The following is a 21185-nucleotide window of genomic DNA, read 5'->3' as shown; positions in this document are numbered from 1 at the left end:
TTCCTTCCGGGGTGTAGTCGGGCGGCGGGGTGTTAGATGCGGGGGCCGAGGGCCAGGGGTTCCAGCGGGGTGCCGAACACCGCGCGGACCACACCGGCGACGAAGGGGCGGTCGTCCTCGGGGGCGGAGCCGATGAGGTTCGCGGCGGCGGTGTTCGTGTCGGTGGCGGTGGCGATTTTCTGGAACGCCAGCAGTTCGCGTAGTTGCGGTGCCCACCCGACCTCGCCCTTGCCGTGGCGGGCGGCCAGGTTGCGCGCCACTTTCACCGCCCGTTTGTCGACCCCGAGCTGTCCGGCGAGGTCGTAGTCCGAACCGACCTGCACCTGGAACGCGAACCGCGAGGCGAGGGCGTCGGAGAGGATGGCGCCGTGCACCCCGGGGTTGTGTCCGGCCACCACGAAGAACCCGGGCTCGGCTTTTACGACCTCGCCGCCGTGGGCTTTGATCGCGATTTCACGGCGGCCGTCCATGGCCGGGTACACCACCGAGAGCACCGTCGGCGGGATCAGGGTCGCGTCGTCGATGAACAGCACCCTCCCCGCGCGCATCGCCCGGATCAGCGGGCCGTGCACGAACACGAAGGTGCCGTCGGGGTTTTGGGTGTACTCGCCCACGAAATCGGCGGCCGTGGTGTCCCCGTCGCCCTGCACGGTCAGCAGGTCACCGTAGGCGGCCTCGATCAACGAGGTTTTGCCCGTTCCGGGTGGGCCGTACAGCAGGACCGGGACCTCGTAATGGCGCATCGTGCGTAACACATCCACATCGGCGCGCCCGGCCAACTGCCGCACGTGATACCGCTGCCCGTTCGGGCGCGTCACCACCGACCCCGACCGCGCCGGTGCCGCCGGTGTGCCGGTCGGTGCGGCCGGGGCTTTACGCGCCCGGCTGGCGGCCGGTTCTGCCGCCGGGGTGGCCGGGGTGGAGGTGGCCGGTTTCGGGGCGACCGGGGGCGCTCCGGCCGCTGCCTGCGCGGTGGTGGTGTTGGCCTGGTAGCGCAGGGGTTTGCTGCTGGTCCGGTCGGCGTGTCCGGCGGCGGCCAGCGTTTTCATCGCATTTCCGATGGCACCGGAGGAATGGCCGGTGCGTTTCGCAACCTCCCGGGGTGTGTATTCGGCGGTGGGGTTGTCGGCGAGAACTTTGGCGACCATGCGGCGCAGTTCACCGTTACCGAGACGGGTACTCGTGGCGGGCGTGGAGGGGGCGGGTGATGCCATGGTGTCTCCTTTTTGCGAAATTCCGGTAATGCGCCGCAGCCGTGCATCGTTGCATACGGGTGGCGGGGCGGGTTTTTCGGTTCGATGGTGTGCAATTCCCCGGGGTGCGGGTCGACGCTATCTCGACTCGTCTCGGGAATTCAATACGGTTCCACCAGTTTTTTGATGAATTTCGGCAGGTCAGGGCAACAATAATCGGGCAAGGCAAGAACAGGATGATCCCGAACCGCACTAAAGTGAATTTCTTCGACCGACGCCGGCCGGCCAGCGTGTGCTTCTATTCACCCGAATTCCGGTACGGAAAAAGTCCCGATCGATAAATGCAAGAAAGAAGCAAGAGATCCCGGGACATCCACCGAGACCGCCGGCGGGTTAGCCGCGAGCCCCCGCCTATCACGTGTTCTTACTGCCCCTACGGGGGTAATCCGGGTGAGGCAACAGCCACAAACATCGACCTCTACCTGCAGGTTTACCGCGCGCGAGGGGGTCAGTTTGACTGAGCCCCCGATTGACCCCCTGACTGAGCCCCCGATTGACCCACCAAACGACCCCACTGGCGCAGCCGCCGTCAGACACGCGTTCCGACCGCCGCCACACTATCCTTTGCCGCAGTGAGCGCGCCGAAACGCTTACCGTTCGAGGAAAAACTCGGCGCGATAATTCAACGTCAGATTCCCGGGAATGCAATTCATCATATTCACATTCTTACCCAATCGGAGCGGTCCGCACACGATTAAGACAGGAGAAATATAAAGCGCTACAGGAAATGGTAGATTTGCATCGCCACGTTTTCAATCCCTCGAAAATTTCCAACGGGACCAGTCTGCGTCGAATGATTAATATTGGATCTCACCACTCGTCTCCGGCGCGATGAGCTCTCGACTCCAGTAACTCCTCCAGGGTTGCGTTCGAGCTCGGACGATGAGAGGAAAGACTCGCCGCGGAGGGATGGCGCACTGTTCTGGATACGGAAAGCATTGGCGTGCGTATGAAGATGTTCATCGGTTCAGTGTGGAGCTTTGCGCCGGAGGTTTTCGGCGAGCTGCCGGGTTTGCTGTGTTGGTTGTTCTCCGATTTCAGAGAGTTTCTGCGCTAATAGATTCATGGTGCCTTCGATGGCGCTGTGTTCGCCGAGGCGGGCGTGCAGGCGCAGGATGTCGCGCCACAGCAGCTCGTTGAGCGGGTCGTGTTCCAGTGCGGTTTCGAGCAGGTGCAGCGCGTGGCGTGGATCGTGGTCGACGGCAGCGGCGGCCAGGAACCCGACAGCGGTGATGGTGTCGCGGCGGGCCGCCTCCCGAACAGGGGCCACCCACGCCGCGGTCAGATCGGTCGCAAGGACTCCGCGGGATGCGGTGTCAACAATGTGGCGGCAGGCGGTGTGGCGGTCGGTGTCGGTGCCTGCGTGGCGGCGCTGTCGCACAGCATCGGCGAAGCGCCAGTAGTCGGTGGCGATGACCGTCGGGTCGAGCTGGTAGCGCAGCGGGTCGCCGATCACGGCCCGCGACACTGAGCCCTCGGTGGCGGCGCCGAGCGCGGCTGTGAGCCTGGCGAGGGCGGTGTTGACGACGTTGGCCGGTCGGCGGGGGGACTGCTCGCCCCACAGGTCGGCGACCAGGGCCTCCCGGGTCAGACCTTCGGGGTGCAGTGCCAGTAGGGCCAGCAGTTCGCGTCCGCGGGGTGTCAGGCGTGCGGTGATATCGACCGCGCCGGTCTCGGTGTGCCAGCGCACCCGTAGAGGCCCGAATACCTCGACCGTCACCGGCGGTGCCGCCATGCCGGGTTCGTTGGTCGATGGGGCCTCGACCATGGCCTCGCTGATCTTGCTCTGAGCTGACAGGGTCGCGGGCTCGGCCGGCGGCGGTCGGGTAGCGGCGACCTCCAACCCGTAGTCGTGTTCGGGACGCGACGCCGACCGGGGTGATTCTTCGGCCCGGTGATAGTCGTTGAGTGGCAGGTGCAGCGGATATACCCGCGGACCACCCGATCTGGGCCCCGGCACGCGACGTCCGAATCGTGCCGGGAACCCCCGCCACCGCCTCAACGCTGAGGTAGCTGTGGAGGTCGACGGTATCGGGCGCAGTCGCGTGTCGAGCGCGGCAGCGACTCCTGTAGCGGCTGCGGTAAGACTGTTGCGCTCCTGCCAGCCCGGCGGGTCACCGGCGAGGACCGACGAAGCACCTCGGCGGTCCAGCGGGAGCTGGCCGAGCACCGGAATGCCGAGGGCGTCGGTGAACCCGTCGGTGTCCGGTGAACCGATCAGCAGGACCGCACCCCGCCGGCATCTGGTGCCGCGGATCCGCTGGCCGGCGGACGCTGGGTCGGCGAGGTCACCTCGGACAACCGCGAGGACCGCGTCCGCGCCGGCGATAATCGGTGCCGAGGGTGAGGTCGGATCGAGGGCGCCGCAGTCGGCGATCACCACAAGATCGGCAAGCCCACGCCCCGTCGGCGGGGGTATCGCAGGGGCCGGGGCTGCCAGTATGGCCGCCGCCGCGACAGGGTCGTCGGGTGCGGCGAGGAACGGTACCCGCCCCAGAAGTTGAACGTGGTCCCACAGTCGCCCGGTGATCCGGGAGCCCCGCGATGCAGTGGCGGCCTCGGCGAGGCTTACCAAGCCACGATGCGGGTCGCCGCCGGCGAGGTGGGCGAGACTGCCGCCGGCGGGATCGGCCTCCACCACTACCGCGGTTTGCGGTCCGGGCCAGGCATCTGCGAGGGCAACCGCAGTGGTGGTCACCCCCGTACGCGATGTGAGTCCGGTGAGAGCGATCAGCACCGTCACCGCCTCCTTACTGTGAAATGGGTCGGGAACCATCCCGAGCAACAGTTGCCCTATGGGTAGTGGAACGAAGAGTGCGGGCTATTCGGACGCGATGGCGGTGATCACCGAATGCCCGTCGTGGTGGGCAGTGGAGATCCGTTGCCGCCACACCCGCGGCGGGGTATCCGGTCGAGTTTCGGTGATCTGCACCGCGTATAGGCCCGGGGTCAACGGTTCGATACGGGTGCAATAGGCCGTCACCGGTGGCGCCGAGTCGATCCCGGCCTGGATGGTGGCGGCATCGGAGACCGCGGCCTCGGTCGCGACGACGTCTCGGGCCATGAGCCCATCGCGGGCGTGATAGTAGGCGGCCTCGAACACCGCGATAGCCTGTGCGCCGGTCGCCGCCCGCCGCGGACGCGGACCTGAGACGACGGTCGCGGCTTCGAGCGTGCCCGGACCGCACGCGGCAGCGCTGCTCCCGGTGACTGTGGGTGACCGGTCGCGACCATCTCCCGGCCAGGGCGGAGGTGCCGCGGTGATGCTCATCGGCGGGTCCACCGCAGAGTCGGCATGGTCGGTTCCGGCAAGGGCCGTGGTCAATGCCATCGCCGTGGCGGTCAGCGCCGCCACCAGCGCGCCACCCGAGACCGCCCGGATCGTGACGGGCGCGTGGGCACGGCGCTGGGGCCTCGGCCACCGCTCCTCGGCCTCCGGGTTCGGTGATTCGGAGGATTCGGCCAGCCACTGAGCCAGCGCAGTGGCGGCCGGTGCGTCGAGCACAATCTGGCGGTCATCGCCGGATCGACGGTGTTCGTAGGTTGCCATGATCGCTGCACCTCCACCGGTCAGCCGAGGGTCGGCGGCCAGTGCGGCAGCACGTCGTTGACCACCTGCGCGAGCGACGGCTCGACAACTGCGGCCAGATCTGCCACGGGCTGACCGACCGCTGCCTCGACGTCGTTCACGACAGGCTCGGGGATCGCTTCCACTATTGGGGCTGCCGCTTCCGGTATGGGCACCGGTTCGGTATCGACACCGAGCACCGTCTCCACGGCCGGGTCGGTAATCCCGCCCTGTGCCAAGGCGTCTACGGCTTCGGCGACTACAACCTCGTTCCAGCCCTGTTCCCACTCGGCGGCCTGCGGCGTCATCCATTCCGGCTGCGGCACACTGATCCCACCGAAATACAGCCGTTCCTCACCGCCTTCTGGCAATCCGTCGACGACCCCGGTATCACTGCCATCGAGCACAGGCTGCGGCTCGGGATCTGCCGTGCCCGCTGAGGGCGCTTGAACCGGGTCGCGTTCCGGTTCGAAGACCAGCTGAGGCTCGCTCACCATGTCGCGCGGGGGCGGTTCCGACTCGAACACCACAGCATCGGGCACCACGACTGGAGGCTGGGGCTCCTCGGAGGTGTCGGATACCACCGGAAGTTCCGGTACCACTGCCGGTTCAGGCGCTACTGGAGTCTCGGTTATCTCCTGCGGCGCAGGCGATAACGGTTCCGGATTGCGTTCCGGTGCCGGAACAACCTCTTGCTCAACGGGTCCGGCCGGTCCAGGATCGGCAGGGTCGTACAAGTCTGGTGTGTGCGGCGCCGTGGGAGCGGTGACGCCCACCTGTCCAGGCCCTGGTTCGGAGATCACCCCGGGTTGGCCGGCCGGGGCGGCGTGCGCGACCGGGACGGCGAGCACGACGGCTGCTGCCAGTGGGGTGAGCGCGGCACTGAGCAGCCTCGGATGGTGGCAGGTCCCGAAGCCTGGCAACCACCGATGCCGCCGCGAAGACACGATCACCGGTGGTACGGGGCCGACGACACCGCCCACCGCCGCGCCATGCAGCACGGTCCACAGTGCGCCTGGGTGCAGAGCCCGCGCATGTGCGGCACGAGCGGCGAGTCCCTGCCCCTCCAGATAGTCGACGATCACCTGAGCCCGGCCGATCACCGGCCCGGACAACCGTGACGGCGCCACCGCAACCACCACCGTCGTACCCACTCCATCTGGACGATTCACCGGCACCGCGTAGTCGAGCCGTGAGACCGACTCACAACTCAGCACCCGCTTGCCGCGCATCCAGACCACCCAGATCCCGACTGCTGCGCACCGCCCGCCCCCAGCCGCCCGCGCTGCAGCCCCTACTGCGGCGCCGATCATCCCCGCATCCGATCGCTTGTTCACAGAACTCGTCACGGCACTCTCCTTCGACTCCGGCTTTTTGGATGCGACCGAGGCGGCCACCTGCTCCCGACCCAGTCGCGTGAGACACACCACTCACGGTAAGAAGATTCAGAACAATTTTCAAGAAGAAAACTGTAAGAAATCCTCCCGCTCAGGAAGATAGCGCCCAAAATGACGACTTTTATGCACTATCCGGGTACAGTTCTGCGCATGGGAGCGCACGACGACTTCTTTGCCCAGGCTGTGCGCGAGCGGCGTCAGCAACTGGGCAACCTCACGATGTCCGAAGTCCACGACCGCGGTGGCCCCGCGGTCCCAGCCCAGGCACGCGCCGAACGCGGTGAGTTATCGGCCAACGTGCGCCCCAGCACTTTCCAGAAGTTCGACACCGGGCTCGGCTGGGTCCCCGGCTCGGCGCGCGCCGCCTACTACCAGCGGCGCCCGCCGGTACCGGCCGACACCGGCAACCCTTTAGAACCCGGGGCGCAGAGCATCGACCTGAGCCTCGAACAGTTGCTCCCGCTGCTGGAGGCGCAACGGTCCCTGCACACAGCACCGATCTCCGAGCTACCGAAAGCAATCGAACAGCTCGACGAAGCGATCAGCGGCATCGTCGGGCCGTTCGTCACCAGCATCCTCGAAGCCAACCGCGGCACACAGGTCCATCCCCTCATCGAGATCGCGTTCGGTGAAGCCTTGGCCGCGCCGGTGTCCCCCGACGATCCCGACGCCACTGAGAAGCAGTACCGACGCTGGCTCATAGGCCGCGCCGACGGTCTCGACAACGCCACACAGCAAGCATTCGAACGGCGCTATCGAACAAGAAACCAGACGGCGAATCGCTGAACACCGATGCCCGCACTGCTTTTCAGCCCGGGCATACGCTGCCTTCATAGGCGAAATGCGGCAGGGCTGACATCCCGGATCGAAACCAGCAGTCGCAGCGTCCGATCGATGGCCCGCCCCTCGACGTCAGCCATGCTGGTCAGATGGGTGCCGGGCAGGCAGAAATGCTCGAAGAGTGCAGCAAGTAGTTCCGGGTCTGACTTCTGTCCGGTCCTGCCGGTGCGCAGTTGCGTGATCTCGCGATCTGTAACCGTGCGGCCGAGTTTGCGTCCCACAGCGGTCGCAGCGGCGGCGTCGGTTTCTTCGTCACAGTCACGCAAGTGAAAGGCGGCGAACAACTGGTCGACCTTCACATTGGCGGGTACGCAGGATGCGCATTGTTCACGCACTGCAGTTGGCGTGTCGTTCATCGGTACCTCCCCGATCGCCTGGATGAGAACACGCTCGGGTATTCGACCTCGAGCGGTCATCCGGCGTCCGTCAGAGACTGGTACCGGGAATCAGAATATCGCCATTCTAGCAACACGCCCTCGTCGCGGGAAGGCGCTCGTCGCGGCCATCAAGTCGGCAGCGGATCCGGGTATTCGGGGTCATCCAGTCCCGGATGACCGTTGTCAGTCTGCTCAACCGGGTCTGGTTCGTCGGAATATCCGACCACCCGCATTTGAAGCACAGCCAGGGCCGGGCCACCTGCCGGGGTCGTAACGATCGCGCCGGTTCCATCGACCACCACCCACCCGCCGCCTCGGCGCCGCAATCGAACACCCTGCACGGCTGCCGAATCGGATTTGCCGGTGAAGACATCGGCGGCCGCGGTGAACACACGTTTCACATCGTCGGGGTGCGGGGTATCGCGTTGGTCGACCTGGCCTTTCCACTGCACCTCGGGCAGAGGATCGGTGATCCACCGGAGCAGCCGCATCTTGGCGATATCGACCAGCACCATATGCACTTGCGACACACGGGGAATCGCGGCAAGTGCCGCAGCCTCTAGGCTCATCCCGGCCGGCGCCGCCGAGGTTTGAAAGAGCAATCCCCGCCAGGTCTGCGTTGCACGAGGTGGCCCGCTGGCGACCATGACAAGGTGTCCCGGTCTCGCTTGTTCCCCGAGTGTCACGGTCACCGCGCCACTCCAGCTGTCGCCCGGCTGCGAGGACAACAGGGCCTGGATCAGCGAGAGCCCGTCCACCGGATCGATGAACCGGAAGATCTCCGGGGCAGTCAGGCGCGACCTCGAAGTGCCAACCGTCAGCGAGGCAGGGATCTCCGCGAGTCGTTGATCCGAATCCCAGGTGAAGGCAAACGCGGGCACCGGCGGATGCGCAGGCGTCGCATCGTCGGACGCGAGCCACAGATGCACGCCGTGCAGCGTGTCGTCAGGCGCAAGGACCGGCACGACCCGAGCCTTTACTACGGTCCCGTTACGCAGAACACGCTGCGCGACGGCGGTCTCGCGGCGTCGGCGAAGATCGTCGATCAGCTCTTGCAGCCAGCCGGCCGCTTCGCGTGCCGGGGCTTTCCCGGCACCGATATGGTCCTGCACGGCTCGCTCGAACGAGGTCCGGTCCCGGGCATGGTGGTCACGCGCGACCACACTGAGCCGGTCCGGCTCCAGGGTTTCGACCAGCGTCCATCCATGTTTCGGCATCGCGTCAGTCCCCGAGGTAGTAGCCAACCTGCGGTCGAGCCTCTAAACGATCATAAAACACCCTGCTGGAATGGTGTCCAGCGTCCACTGGCCACACCGCCCGCAGCGGAAGTTCCGCAAACGCGTAGGTGAGCCACGACGGCCGCAACCGGTACTCCTCGCGTGGCTTGACCGCCTCGAGCCTCGGATACTTCTCGAGCACAGCGCGAGCAACCTGCACCGCCTGCATCTCGGCCAATGCCGCGCCGATACAGAAATGCCGGCCATGCCCGAACACAAGGTCGCGGCCCTGGCGGCGAGCAGGGTCCAGGTGTGCCGACCGCAAGGAGAGAAAGACCGTGTGTCCTCGCGGAATGGTCACCCCATTGACCTCGATATCGGCCAGCGGGAACCGCCGCAACGCATAATTCACCGGCGCCACAGCACCCATGACTTCGCGCACCAAGCCCGCGAACTCCTGCGGCGTACCTAGTAGCCGACGAGCCGACTCACCGTGACTGCGGACCATCTCGTCCAGAACCGCCGAGGTCAGCGAAGTGACGTTCTCGAATCCTCCGATGATCACCGCGAACGCAAGACTGATCAGCTCCTCCTCACTGAGCCGATCCTGCCCATCCCGCGCCCTGAGCCAACCCGAGATCAGGTCATTCCCCGGCTCCCGCCGCTTGTCCTCGATCACCCCCGCCACCAACGTCAGCATCGACACCATCGCACCCTGCACTGCCTCGCCCTCGCTGGAGGTGTCGATCAGAAACATCGGCCGCGCCGCAGACCGGAACTCGCCTAGCTGTTCGTTGGGCAGACCCAGCAATGTGCCGATCACCCGCGGGGGCAGCGGCTCACACAATCCACCCATCGCATCGATCTCCCCCGTCGCCGGCAATGCATCGACCAGCTCCGCGACCGCGGCCGCCACTACTTGCTCATGCCAGGCGTGATGGGCGGGCGCGAAGGCTTCCGCCGCCAGTTTCCGCACCCGCCGATGCTGCTCTCCATCGATATTGAGGAGATTCTGATCCAACGCCGCCGGAAGGTTCTGCCCCCGGAAGCCCGTAGTCGAGTCGGACTTCGACGCCGACATCCGCGGATCGGCCAATAAGCTGGTCACCGCCTGCCACCCGGTCACCACCCATACCGGCGAACCCTCCGGTAGCTCCGCCTGATGCACCCCCGGCTCACGCGCCCTGAGATCCTCATGAAGAGCATCGACCCCATGAATCCCCGCCGTGAACGGGCACCGCCCCAAGTCCATAACCCCAGTGTGCCAACCGGAAGGACCCGACGTGCCGATCACCACCCGTGTCGCCACGAACGTCGACATCCCCGAGGCCGCCGCCGTCCTCGCCGAAGCATTCGCCGACGACCCGCTCATGGCCGCCATCTGGCCGAACCGACAGCGACGCCACCGTGCGCTACCCCGATACTTCGCCGCGTCCCTCCGGCACTTCCACGTTCCTAATGGAGGTGTTCGTGTCGCTCTCAACACCGACGGGGAAATCGCGGCGGTCGCCGTCTGGGATCCGCCAGGACGCTGGGACCACAGCACGCTAACCACCGTCCGCGCCTTGCCCGACCTGCTACCCGCCCTCCAGACCCGCGCCCTGGCCGCGGCAAAAGTCCGCCACACCCTCGACCTGCACCACCCCCACGAGCCCGAGCACTGGTACCTGGCCAACATCGGAACCACACAGAATTTCCGCGGGCAGGGCTATGCCGCCCGATTGATCACCGACGAGCTGACATCCAACCCCGGCATCCACGCGTACCTCGTCTGCACTCTCGAATCCAATATCACTTACTACAAGCAGTTCGGCTTCCAGCGCGCCGAGCCTTTTTCGCTACCAACCGGTCGGCGACCGAGCATGTGGCCAATGGCCATCAACATGTGACGTCGGGCGGGCTCGGCGGCTCAGCCAGGGGCCAAATACGGAGCCTCACAAGTCTGAATAGGGCGATGCGGAACCTCCGCCGCTACGTCACCGGCAGTTCGCGCTGTTTAACAGTCGCGCGGAGGGGCCCGAGGTATTACCGGGCCAGGGCAACACACCATGGAGTGGGCTGAAGTAGCGCATGGCAAGCCAACACGCGCACGATCGCCGGAAGGCCGGAGCCAGGATCTACGGCAGGCGAATGTCCAATCGGGGGCGGACAGCGCGGAGTAATAGGTGACCCACGTGGAACTGTCGCCGATTTCGCCAGGGAACCAATATGCTCAGTCGAACACCTGTTGCTGGAACCGCACCCCGAACCGCCGATCACTCTGGCGTCATGTCAACTGCCCAGCCGCTGCCCGTCCCGGTCATTACAACGAGAGACCCCAGCGACTGGCCGCACATCCATCTGTCGGTATCCACCCTGGATCAGTGGGGACGTATAGCCGACCGCTCGACACTCCGGCACCTTTCCTGGCCACCCGGGCACCCCGTCGTCTTCGATACCGGCCGGAACGGCCTGATTATCGTCAGAGACTCCCCATCCGGCAGCAACTACCAAGTCGATCGCCGCGGATATCTACGCCTTCCAGCAGAGCTCCGTCATGGCGCTCGGATCGAACTCCACGATCAGCTCGTCCTCGCAGCCTCCGAACAACCGCGGGTAATCCTCGTCTACCCGCCCACCTTGGCCTCTCGAACGTTGTGGGAAGCCGCGACCGACACTCCTCGGAGGCCCCGGTGACTACCGAAGACCTCGACGCCGCACGGCTCCTACTCCAGCGACTCGGTCTCCGGCCGGAGGATCTCCTCTCTTCGACGCCCGGTCGCGGCCAGCCGGCGCCAACCTTCGACGACTACATTCGGCAGCTACAGGCCGCGGTGCCAGCGGGCACGCTGCGCGCCTACGGTCCTTACTGGCGGCGGATCGTCCAGGCGTGGGGCGACCGTCGCATCAACACACCGTCACCCCTGGAAGTGCGCGAGCTCATCGAACAGACTCAGCGCCAAGCGGTCGTCCGTCGGAACAGCCGAGGAGGTCGATCCGCCGCCGAACACATGGTCGGCGCCCTCCGAGCCCTCTACCGCCAAGCACGCGCCGACGGGTTCATCACCACAGACACCGATCCGGTCGCCCCGATCGCCAAACCACGACGTCTTCCCAGCAACCGCCGCGCCCTCCCCGACAACCTTCTGAAGGACATCAATCGGATCGCCGCCACCACCGGCAACGACCCGGACCTCGACACACTGATCCTGCGGCTCCACATCGAAACCGCCTGCCGCCGCGCCGGCGCCCTGGCACTCAGGCCTATGGACCTCGACCCAGAACAATGCCTGGTCCACCTCCACGAGAAAGGAGGCCAGGACCGCTGGCAGCCCGTCTCCCCTACCCTGATGAATGCCCTACTCCGGCACTGCGATCGCGGGGCCGGCGATCTCGGCAAAACCGAACGACTCCTTCGGTACAAGAACGGCCAACCGATTACCGGCCGCAGATACGACTACCTCTGGAACCGGATCGGCAAGCACCTCCCCTGGGCCGCCACCCAGCAGGTCACCGCCCACTGGCTGCGCCACACCACCCTCACCTGGGTCGAACGCCACCGCGGCTACGCCATAGCCCGTGCCTTCGCCGGCCATACCGACATGAACGGCAACGTCGGCGCCACCATGACCTACGTCCGGGCATCCCTCCACGAAGTCGCCGAAGCCCTTTCCGCCATGACAGGCGAACCCCACCCGCTCGCCGCCAAGCTCGGAGTCGAAAATTCCGAAGCCGCGTGAATATTCCGTGTCCGTCCGGTCTCACGGTGGGCGGGTTCACCAGCCGGCCCCGGCCATAGGACTCTGCGTTGGTCACGGCGCCTGAGCCGGTTCCGACAACGGACCCGAGAAGACGGCACACCCGGCTTCTGCAAATACTGCGATGCCGAATATGCGTGGCACCGAACCCTTGAGTGGGAGCTGGCTGCTATTCGAGCCTGGCTACCCATTGTCCAAGATTCCGCCGGGCAAACGCTGGCGTGTCGCTGGAGATGGCCCAGCTGTGAACTTGGGGTCAGCCAACCCTGCCGACTGAGCTGCGATCAGTTTGTCCGTCAGTTCGACGGTCGCGAGATACCACCAGAAGATCCAGTCGAGATATGCGGGATCGTAATCGCCGTGTTGATCGGCTCGCCGGTGGCGGATCGCGAACTTGTTGGCGATCTGGAAAAGGGCCCCCTCGTCACCGCTGAAGAGCTCCTTCTTGAGCAGATCACGCCGCTCTTCGAGCAGACTCGCCAGGACGATACATGCACTCCGCTTCTCTTCTGTACCGGAGCTGCGGCTCCGAAACAGTGCGACTGCGTGAGCAACGGAGGCATTCCGGGCAGGATCAGGGGTCGACAGAGCGGCATCAATCAGATCTGCACGAGTGTCGTTGACCGCGTGCACCAATCGGCCGGTGTCCTCGCCGCTCTTCGCGAGACGCAAGTTGATGCCGTTGCGTTCCAGCAGTCGATTGACTGTCCACCGGTAGAGTATCTGCGCAGGTCGGGGTGTGAATGCTGAGTAATGCCAGCCACAGTTGTCGAATTGGTGGTAGCTACGCCTGCGGGGCCTGGAGACAAGATCATGGAAGACCTCAACGAGATCGAAGAAAGTGTGTTCATCGAATACCGTCGGGGATGAACTCCATATCGCCTTCCTACCGAGTCGGTCCTCGATCAGGACATCGAGAGCTTCGTCGGGACTCGCACCAGTGAAATCATCGTCTACGCATGGTGCCGGCGCGACTGAACTCAGATAACCACGCTGCTGAAGCTCTACTAGCGCAGTTCGCCAGGCTTGCTGTGCGGCAGAGAGGTCTCGCTCAATGGCCTGGTACCCGGTAGCGGCCGCGGCCGTTCGCTGGGAGTAATAGGGCTTCGGAGCGTGCTGCTCAGCGAGCTTCGGCGCCGCCGCAATCAACTCTTCAAGGAAGGCGCGCTCCGGGTCCGCTGGCACCGACGGACGGCTTGATGCCGACGGTCCCCACGGATCGTTGTCATCAGTCGCTGATCGTGCCCAGGCAACGCCGGCAACGAGATTATCGAAGTCGTGCCGAGGTGTGTCCGCGACAAAGGCTTCGGTCAGCAGCAGGCCCACCTCACCGGTCCACCCCGCCCTCTTACTGTTACCCCCGTGGGCAGGCATAGCAGCCAGGGTTGCTTGCGCCTCCAATACAAACAGTTCACGCGGCCACCGCAAGAGGTAGTCGGGGCCCCGATGGGCAATATCGAACACAACACAGACAGTATCGAAGATTCGCGATGCGACCACCGGCCTCCACCCAGGCACCTGGTTCCGATGGGGAGCTGAAGCCACTGTTGCGGCAAGACAGTGTCACCTCGGCCCAAGCTGGCAGTACAGCTGGTACCTCAAATCCCTGGTAACGAGACCACCTCTGAACCGATAGGGCGATGTGACGACTGAAGATTCGCAGAACGACGAGAGAGACGCGTCCGAGTCCCAGCGGCCTGAACTGCGCGTTCTGGTCGATGTAGTCGGGGTGGACCTGGTGGCTTTCATGCTCGCGCTCAACCCGGCTGACGTGTGGAACGACTCCGTTCTCGCTGGACCCAGGACTGCTGTGGCAGAGGATATCTGGACGGCAGCGATGGGGCACACCAGGCCGATTAAGGGATCTAGGCACCCATGGAAGACCATGCGGGAAGCCTCGCGCATCGACGCATTCTGCAGATACGACGAGTCGCGGGGAACATCTGCAGCGACCGATTTTCATCTTCGTTCCGGAGGTATCCGGCCCGCTATCGGCGGCAATTCTTCGTTGGACGACTGCCTCCAGCTAATTGCGATGGACTGCTTTGCGGCGCGGCTCATCGGGTCCGAACAGACCCACCACTCGCCGAGCCTGGTTGATAAGCACCCGCTAATGCCGACGGTGCGCCGCTGGTTGCGCAACGAGTCGGAGCCTCTTACTCAGCTTCTCCGAGATGCTTTCGCTGCGACCGATGAGGCCGACCTTCGAGGGCGTGACCGCGTCACCTACAACGAGCAAATAGAGGTCGACTGGTCGACTGGAGGCGGCGGCAGTCTAAGTCTGCGCGATATTGGCACCCACATCATTTCAAGCCTGCTCATCGACGAAGACCTCGATGCCCGGGTCCTTATTCGAGTAGCGGAGGCTGTACGCGATGGGCTCGGCTGCGCACGCCGATTGGCTGCCGGTGAGACCGTGCCCGTGAAGACGTTGATCGCACTGGGCGATCTGACGTTACCTCGGGGTGCTGGGCCAATCGAGATTGCCGGTGGCCGGATCCGCCGCCCAACCGTCTTGGATCGCCGGCTGAACTCGTTTGCCGCGGAACCCGACCTCATCCTCGAGGTTGACCAACCAGTTCGATTTATCGAAGCCCGGCTGTCGCCGCCTCCAGTGCACAATGGGCATGAGCAGCTCACCCGGTTCGTCGCGAGTAGCGAACGACGCAAGAAGTTCCTGCCTGAGTTAATTCAGGCTTCTGAGGATCTCCAGGAGACGATCCGCCGCGTTCGGTTCGCGATAGTGCTAGCTTCCCCAAATGAAGAGGTGTTTCGCCCAGTATGGCGGTTCACTCGGCAGAACCATCCGCTCACATCAAGCGGGTCGAATTCGCATCAACCGAATCCATCACCTGGAGTAGTCAAGACCCAGCTACCTCCCCAGATCGACGCTGGTACGGCCGTGGAGATCGCGGAATGGGCAAAGAAGATGGCCGGACTCCCGGACGCGCTCAAGGTTGGGCGCCGCAGGTTATTGAAAGCAACTACCGACCGGCCCGACCCGTTGGACAAGTTCATCGACGCCGTGATCGTGTGGGAGTCCATGTTCGGAACGGAAACAGAAACATCGTTCCGGGTCACCGGATCGATGGCCCTACTCCTTGAGCCCGAGAATATTGAAGCCCGGAAAGCACTGCACAAGAGGCTTTCAGACCTGTATAGCCATCGAAGCAAACTGGTACATGGCGCCGTGGGCCATGACCGCGAGAGCAGCAAATTCAAGATGGCTGACGTGCCAGAACATGCCAATGATGCGGTCCGGTATGCGATCGACTGCTTCAAACGAATACTCGACGACAAGGGGTTGTTCCCGCTCGACTCGGCAGCGAGAAGCAAGCGCATCATGCTCGGCTTCTGACACTGAACCTGAGCGACTCGCACCCTACCCCTGGGCTGGTTCAGTGATCTACTTTCTGATACTCCCTACCTGGCCGAGCGCGCCGGGTCATTCGAGTGCATCGTCGAGTGCCGCGGTCAGGTCCTCGTAGCTGTTGACGGCGATCCTCAGATCGTTGACGAAAAAAGTCGGGGTCCCGTCGACTCCGAGGGCCAGACCGTCATCGAAATCGGCACGTACGCGGGCGGCGGTGCCGGGGTCGTTGTAAGCAGCGTCGTAGGCAGCCAGGTCCAAGCCGAGGTCGGCGGCGAAGCCCCGGAAGACATCGTCGAGAGGGATGCGCTGTTCCGCCCCCAGGTGGGTTGGGTTTCGTACGTGCACTGGCACATCTGCTCGAAGCGGCCCTGGGCGGCGGCCGCTTCCACGGCGCGGGCGGCGCGTTCGGCGTTGAAGTGTAAGGGAATCGGGAAGTACCGCACTACGAAAGTCACCCGTCCGCGGTATTCCTCGCGCAGTTGCTCCACAGCTGGAAACGCAGCCCGGCATGCTTCGCATTCGAAGTCCAGGAACTCCACCAGTGTCACTCGCCCATCCGGGGCAGTGGAGAGCCGGTGACAAGGACAAATCAGAAAAACGTGAGCACACGGACACGCTACCGTCAGTTGAGCCGACCCATCTCGCGAGGCTGTACAGCGGTTCGACCGCTCTGCGTGGTCCTCGCCCCAGACTCAGGCCGACGACAATGGCGCCGGCCCATTCGCCATTGCGCGTCCATGCCGAACAACCATTGCCAGCGGCCATCGCAATCTTCAACCGGCGTTCTCGCCCTCGTTGCGATGGCTGATCGAAGGGACTTCGGCGCCCCGGCGATGATGAGCGGGCGCATCCGGGCCGGCATGTTCGGCATTGTGGACGGCGTCGGTGATCAGCTGCCGGACATGGTCGTTTTCCAGGCTGTAGTAGACGGTGGTTCCGGCACGGCGGGTACGCACGAGGTGAGCCAGACGCAGTTTGGCCAGATGCTGGGAGACCGAGGCGGCGGGTTTGCCGACGTAGTCGGCGAGTTCGTTGACCGACAGCTCGGCATCGGCCAGTGCCCACAGCACTTGGACGCGGGTGGCGTCGGCGAGCATCCGGAAGACGTCGACCGTCGAATTCAGTTCGTGGTCGGGAATAGGCGATCGAACCTTCCCGTTATCTGCATGCATACGTAGATATTAAGTCATGCAGGAAGCTGGACAGAAGGGCCGACTCGATGTTTACCTCCTTGTTCTCCCACCGCGACTACCTCCGGCTGTTCATCGCCCAGGTGTCGGCCCTGTTCGGTACGGGTCTGACCACTGTCGCCTTGGGTCTGCTGGCTTATGAACTCGCCGGCGCGGACGCGGCCGCGGTGCTCGGTACCGCGTTGACGATCAAAATGCTGGTGTATGTGACGGTCGCGCCGATCGTGGCCGCCTATGCCGACCGGTTCCCGCGCAGGTTGTTTCTGGTCACGCTGAACGTGGTCCGGGCCGCGGTTGTACTGCTATTGCCCTTCATCGACCAGGTCTGGCAGATCTATCTCCTCATCGCCGTCCTGCAGACGGCGTCGGCCGCGTTCACCCCGACCTACCAGGCTGTTATCCCGGATATCTTGCCGAATGAGCGGGATTACACCAAGGCGCTGTCGGCCGCTCAGCTTGCCGCGACGATGGAGACCTTACTGAGTCCGATGCTGGCCGCGGCGGCGCTGGCGGTGATCAGTTTCCACTGGCTGTTCGTGGGCACCGCGATCGGGTTCGTGGTCTCAGCGGCACTGGTGGTCACCACCCGCATCCCGAATACCGGCGCCGGCTCTGCCCAGAGCAGTTTCATGGCGCGGATCACGGTGGGCATGCGGATTTTCGCCGCGACGCCGCGGCTACGGGGTCTGCTCGGGTTGAACCTGGTGGTCGCGGCCGCAGGTTCGATGATCATGGTCAACACCGTCAACTACGTTCGCGACACTCTCGGGGGAACCCAGTCCGGCGTGGCGATGCTCCTGGCCGCGAACGGGTTCGGCACCCTGCTCGTCGCGCCGGCGTTACCCCGGATCCTCGAACGCCTCGATGCACGGCCGGTGATGATGGCCGGTGCGGCCACCCTGATCACCGGACTCGGGTCGGCGATCGCATTGTCGACCGCGAGCGGAGGCGAGTGGCGCTGGGTCGCCGCAGTCGCAGTATGGGCGGTCATCGGCGTGGGCACGGCGGCGGTGCTGACCCCGACCGGTCAGGTGCTACGTCGCTCGTCACAGGCCGCGGATCGGCCGGCGCTCTTCGCCGCGCAGTTCTCGCTGTCGCACCTGGCGTGGCTGCTCACCTACCCGCTCACCGGCTGGTTGAGCACGACCGCCGGTTTCACCATTACCTGGGCGGTGCTGGCCGTGCTCGCTGTCGCCGGGATCGCGGTGGCGCTGCGGATGTGGCCACGTAAGGACCCGGCGGAGCTGACGCACCTGCATGAGGTCGGCACCATCGATCCGGTGCGGCTGGGTGACGCAGTCCGCGTGGACGACCGCCACTGGCTGCACACACATGTGTTCGTCATCGACGCCGAGCACCCGCGATGGCCCCGAACGGAGCGGCCGACCGCACTGGCTGCTTGAGGTGCCTCTTCGCCACTGGTGGCGGCCCCTCGGAATAGTGGGCACAGCCACCATGGCCAGCCCCCGGTAGGACAGCCGAGTTCCCAGTCGCGCGGAGGCGCGTATTCACCGGAGTTCAGGGGAGCCTGTCGCACGCCGCTGTCATCGACGCCGAAGCGGACAGCGGCGCGTCGATTCCTTTCGTGCCGGCGATTCAGCTGACGGAGAATAGTTCAGCTCGGCGATCACCGGACCTGTGCCTACATCATGGACATGGGCATGCCAGGGAACATTCCGTTCCACCAGTTCCGCGCCATGTTCATCATCTGCATGCACATTTCCATCATCGGGCCCACCTCCTATCAGCACCTACGAGTGGGGCCTTGGATGTACCCGCATCCGGCACGTCCATGCACATGCGCTCACACATTTTCGGGCCTCACGGTCGCTGCAGGCCGACGGAATGGCGTCACGGGTCGAGCCCGGCGTCTGCGTGGAGGTAGCGTCCGGGTGAGGTGCCCACGGTCCGCCGGAATGCCGCGAGGAAGGCGCTCGCAGTCGTGTATCCCACGGCATGCGCGGCCTGGGGCACCGTGCGACCTTCGGCGAGCAGCGGCAGCGCAGCCCGCAGCCGCATATGGGTGCGCCACCGGTCGAAACTCATACCGGTGTCGCGGACGAAAATCCTGGTGAGAGTTCGTCGACTCACTCCGATGGCGTGCGCGTGCGCTTCGAGGCTGCGCGGGTCGGCAGGGTCGGCGAGCAAGGCGTCGGCCACGGCGCGGACCCGTTCGTCCACGGGATGCGGTACGTCTATCGGCAGGGCCGGAACGGGGTGCAGCAGATCTAACACGACCGCTTCGGCGCGCAACCGTGGGTCATCGGCGAGGTCGCGGCGGGCGAGATAGGTGATCAGCTGGGCCAGCAGCGCGTCGACGCCGACCGCGGTGGGCTCGGTCCAGTCCAGGGAGCAGCGTGCTGGATCGAGGTAGAGGCTGCACAACACCGCCTCGCGGGTGGCGCCGGTCCGGTGCATCACCCCGGCCGGTATCCACAAGGCCCGGGTGGGCGGCAGTACCCAATGGGCATCGGCAACAGCGACGCTGAGGACCCCGCGACGCGTCCATGCCAGCTGGTGGTGTGTGTGGCTGTGAGCGGGGATCCACTCCCCCGACGTCAGCGGGAACTGGCCGACGATGATCACTCCCGCGCCGGACGGGATGAACGAGTCGGCGGAGTTGAGCATGGCACCAGCCTATGTCCTCAATGCGATATCATCCGGCCTCATCGCGTATTGTGGCCAGGTTCAATTGGCGCATAGCGTCGTCGAGTGCTGAAAAATTTTGCGACTCACCATGGTTGGCGTACGCCCTCGACGCCGGAACGCATGCCGTGACACCGGCGGTCGCTTCCGTAGCCCCTGGCCGGCGCCGGGGCGCGCTGGTGGTTCTGTGCTTCGTGCAGTTCATGCTGGTCCTCGACGACAATGTGGTCAGCGTTGCCCTCCCCAGCCTCCGCGACGAGCTGGGCTTCAGCGGCGCAGGGCTGGCCTGGGTGGTCAACGCCTACTTCCTCACATTCGGCGGACTGTTGTTGCTGGCCGGGCGAGCAGCCGACCTGCTGGGCCGCCGCCGCGTCTTCCTCCTGGGGGTGGCGCTGTTCGGCGTGGCAAGCCTGGCATGCGGACTCGCCCAGGAACCGTGGCAACTCGTGCTCGGACGGTTCGTTCAGGGCGCCGGCGCGGCCATGGCAAGTCCCGCCGCACTGTCGTTGATCACCCTGTTGTTCCCGGGCCCAGCAGAGCGCACCAGGGCACTGGCCATCTGGGGAGGAATCGCAGCTCTGGGCGGCACTACCGGCCTGGTGATATCCGGCGTGCTGACCGACCTCACATCCTGGCGCTGGATCTTTCTCATCAACCTGCCGGTGGCGGCGGCCGCCCTCGTACTGATGCCCCGCCTGATACCGGAAAGCCGGGCACGCTCCCGGGCACGGCTGGACATACCCGGCACCGTCCTGGGCACCGGCGCCGTGGTATCCCTGGTCTACGGCCTGCTCCGAGCCGGGGAAACGAACTGGACAGACCTCGCCGTCATCGCAGCACTACTGCTGGCAGTACTCTTGGCCGTCGCATTCCTCACGGTCGAATCCAGGGCGGCCGAGCCATTGGTGCCGATGGCGTTTCTCGCCGACCGGACGCGTTCGGTCGCCAACGCGGCGACGTTGCTGTTTTCAGTGGCCTTTTTCGCCATGGCCTTCCTGTTGATGATCCACTTGCAGACCGTCCTCGGATACGGTCCGTTGCAGGCCGGGCTGGCCTATCTGCCCTATGGCGCTGGAATTCTCGTGGGAATGCGCCTTTCCACCTACCTCATCACGAGGCTCGGGATGCGGTGGGCGCTGGTCCTGTCGTTCCTGATCAGTTCAGCCGGGCTGCTGATCTTGTCCAGTGTGGCGGCCGGCGATGCATACGCTACGGGCGTGCTGCCGGGCATGCTCGTCACCAGTCTGGGATGTGGGTTGAGCCTGCCGGTCCTGACGGCTGCGGCGGTCACCGGCACCACCACGGAGAACGCCGGCCTCGGCTCGGCTCTGTTCAGCTCCGTTCAGCAGATCGGTGGCGCTATCGGCGTGGCGGTACTGGTCGCCGTGGCCGAACGTCACAGTGGCGCCGCTGCCGGTTCCACTCGGTCACAAGGTTTTTCCTTCGCACTCACGATCGCTGCCGTCATCCTCACCCTCGGTGCTGTCCTCATCGCCGCCCTACTGCGAACTCCGCGCTCCACCGCAGTATCCGCCTCTACCGACGACCGGATACCGGCAGCCGAACAGACCTGACCATCGATGGGAA

At 65.0% G+C, this 21185-nt stretch carries 16 protein-coding genes and 1 pseudogene; 6 read left to right on the top strand and 11 right to left on the bottom strand.

Annotation, left to right across the window (positions count from 1 at the left end; translation table 11 throughout):
• Nucleotides 1-32: 32 nt before the first annotated feature.
• The 4 genes from ACYR7D_RS11940 to ACYR7D_RS11925 form a co-directional block, all read right to left on the bottom strand.
• Nucleotides 33-1214: an AAA family ATPase gene (locus ACYR7D_RS11940; protein ID WP_068043533.1), complete on the bottom strand. Its 1182-nt coding sequence runs from the start codon at nucleotides 1212-1214 to the stop codon at nucleotides 33-35.
• Nucleotides 1215-2220: 1006 nt separating this feature from the next.
• The gene (locus tag ACYR7D_RS11935; RefSeq protein ID WP_168443468.1) at nucleotides 2221-3996 is read right to left on the bottom strand and encodes an AfsR/SARP family transcriptional regulator; all 1776 of its coding nucleotides are present in this window, start codon (nucleotides 3994-3996) and stop codon (nucleotides 2221-2223) included.
• 78 nt (nucleotides 3997-4074) lie between these two features.
• Nucleotides 4075-4803 carry a hypothetical protein gene (locus ACYR7D_RS11930; RefSeq protein WP_068043537.1) on the bottom strand — a complete coding sequence of 243 codons (729 nt, stop codon included), beginning with the start codon at nucleotides 4801-4803 and terminating at the stop codon, nucleotides 4075-4077.
• A gap of 20 nt (nucleotides 4804-4823) precedes the next feature.
• A complete protein-coding gene (locus ACYR7D_RS11925) occupies nucleotides 4824-5405 on the bottom strand; it encodes a hypothetical protein (RefSeq protein WP_459549618.1) in 582 nt (193 codons plus the stop codon).
• Nucleotides 5406-6368: 963 nt separating this feature from the next.
• Between ACYR7D_RS11925 and ACYR7D_RS11920 the strand changes: the two genes are divergently transcribed.
• The gene (locus ACYR7D_RS11920; RefSeq protein WP_068043541.1) at nucleotides 6369-7004 is read left to right on the top strand and encodes a hypothetical protein; all 636 of its coding nucleotides are present in this window, start codon (nucleotides 6369-6371) and stop codon (nucleotides 7002-7004) included.
• A 44-nt stretch (nucleotides 7005-7048) separates the two neighbouring features.
• On the opposite strand, the gene ACYR7D_RS11915 is transcribed toward ACYR7D_RS11920, so the two are convergent.
• From ACYR7D_RS11915 to ACYR7D_RS11905, 3 genes are all read right to left on the bottom strand, one after another.
• Nucleotides 7049-7414, bottom strand: coding sequence for a hypothetical protein (locus ACYR7D_RS11915; RefSeq protein WP_157112829.1), 366 nt, complete (start codon nucleotides 7412-7414; stop codon nucleotides 7049-7051).
• 149 nt (nucleotides 7415-7563) lie between these two features.
• The gene (locus ACYR7D_RS11910) at nucleotides 7564-8652 is read right to left on the bottom strand and encodes a GAF domain-containing protein (protein ID WP_194990123.1); all 1089 of its coding nucleotides are present in this window, start codon (nucleotides 8650-8652) and stop codon (nucleotides 7564-7566) included.
• 4 nt (nucleotides 8653-8656) lie between these two features.
• Complete coding sequence (locus ACYR7D_RS11905; protein ID WP_157224366.1) at nucleotides 8657-9760, bottom strand: cytochrome P450 family protein; 1104 nt, start codon at nucleotides 9758-9760, stop codon at nucleotides 8657-8659.
• A gap of 175 nt (nucleotides 9761-9935) precedes the next feature.
• Between ACYR7D_RS11905 and ACYR7D_RS11900 the strand changes: the two genes are divergently transcribed.
• Nucleotides 9936-10541: a GNAT family N-acetyltransferase gene (locus ACYR7D_RS11900; RefSeq protein WP_245551287.1), complete on the top strand. Its 606-nt coding sequence runs from the start codon at nucleotides 9936-9938 to the stop codon at nucleotides 10539-10541.
• Nucleotides 10542-11561: 1020 nt separating this feature from the next.
• Nucleotides 11562-12371: a site-specific integrase gene (locus tag ACYR7D_RS11895; RefSeq protein ID WP_459549617.1), complete on the top strand. Its 810-nt coding sequence runs from the start codon at nucleotides 11562-11564 to the stop codon at nucleotides 12369-12371.
• Nucleotides 12372-12572: 201 nt separating this feature from the next.
• Here ACYR7D_RS11895 and ACYR7D_RS11890 read toward each other — a convergent pair whose 3' ends face one another.
• A complete protein-coding gene (locus tag ACYR7D_RS11890; RefSeq protein WP_051133674.1) occupies nucleotides 12573-13853 on the bottom strand; it encodes a hypothetical protein in 1281 nt (426 codons plus the stop codon).
• 421 nt (nucleotides 13854-14274) lie between these two features.
• Between ACYR7D_RS11890 and ACYR7D_RS11885 the strand changes: the two genes are divergently transcribed.
• Entirely contained in the window at nucleotides 14275-15747 is a 1473-nt protein-coding gene (locus ACYR7D_RS11885) for a hypothetical protein (RefSeq protein ID WP_459549616.1), read from the top strand.
• An 87-nt stretch (nucleotides 15748-15834) separates the two neighbouring features.
• On the opposite strand, the pseudogene ACYR7D_RS11880 reads toward ACYR7D_RS11885, so the two are convergent.
• A pseudogene (locus ACYR7D_RS11880) lies at nucleotides 15835-16340 on the bottom strand (DsbA family protein); the annotation flags it as partial.
• A gap of 195 nt (nucleotides 16341-16535) precedes the next feature.
• Nucleotides 16536-16934 (bottom strand): ArsR/SmtB family transcription factor, encoded by a 399-nt coding sequence (locus ACYR7D_RS11875; RefSeq protein WP_083874787.1) that lies wholly within the window; start codon nucleotides 16932-16934, stop codon nucleotides 16536-16538.
• A 47-nt stretch (nucleotides 16935-16981) separates the two neighbouring features.
• Here ACYR7D_RS11875 and ACYR7D_RS11870 point away from each other — a divergent pair, with 47 nt between their 5' ends.
• On the top strand, nucleotides 16982-18355 hold the full coding sequence (locus tag ACYR7D_RS11870) for an MFS transporter (RefSeq protein WP_040793547.1): 1374 nt from the start codon (nucleotides 16982-16984) through the stop codon (nucleotides 18353-18355).
• 448 nt (nucleotides 18356-18803) lie between these two features.
• Here the strand turns inward: ACYR7D_RS11870 and ACYR7D_RS11865 are convergent, their stop codons facing one another.
• Nucleotides 18804-19580, bottom strand: coding sequence for an AraC family transcriptional regulator (locus ACYR7D_RS11865; RefSeq protein WP_040793550.1), 777 nt, complete (start codon nucleotides 19578-19580; stop codon nucleotides 18804-18806).
• Between the two features lie 146 nt (nucleotides 19581-19726).
• On the opposite strand from ACYR7D_RS11865, the gene ACYR7D_RS11860 reads away from it, so the two are divergent.
• The gene (locus ACYR7D_RS11860; RefSeq protein ID WP_040793589.1) at nucleotides 19727-21172 is read left to right on the top strand and encodes an MFS transporter; all 1446 of its coding nucleotides are present in this window, start codon (nucleotides 19727-19729) and stop codon (nucleotides 21170-21172) included.
• Nucleotides 21173-21185: the final 13 nt, after the last annotated feature.

The sequence above is a fragment of the Nocardia sp. X0981 genome, assembly GCF_977089955.1.
The sequence above is the reverse complement of the archived record's forward strand: the minus strand, read 5'-3'. Positions and strand labels throughout refer to the sequence as shown.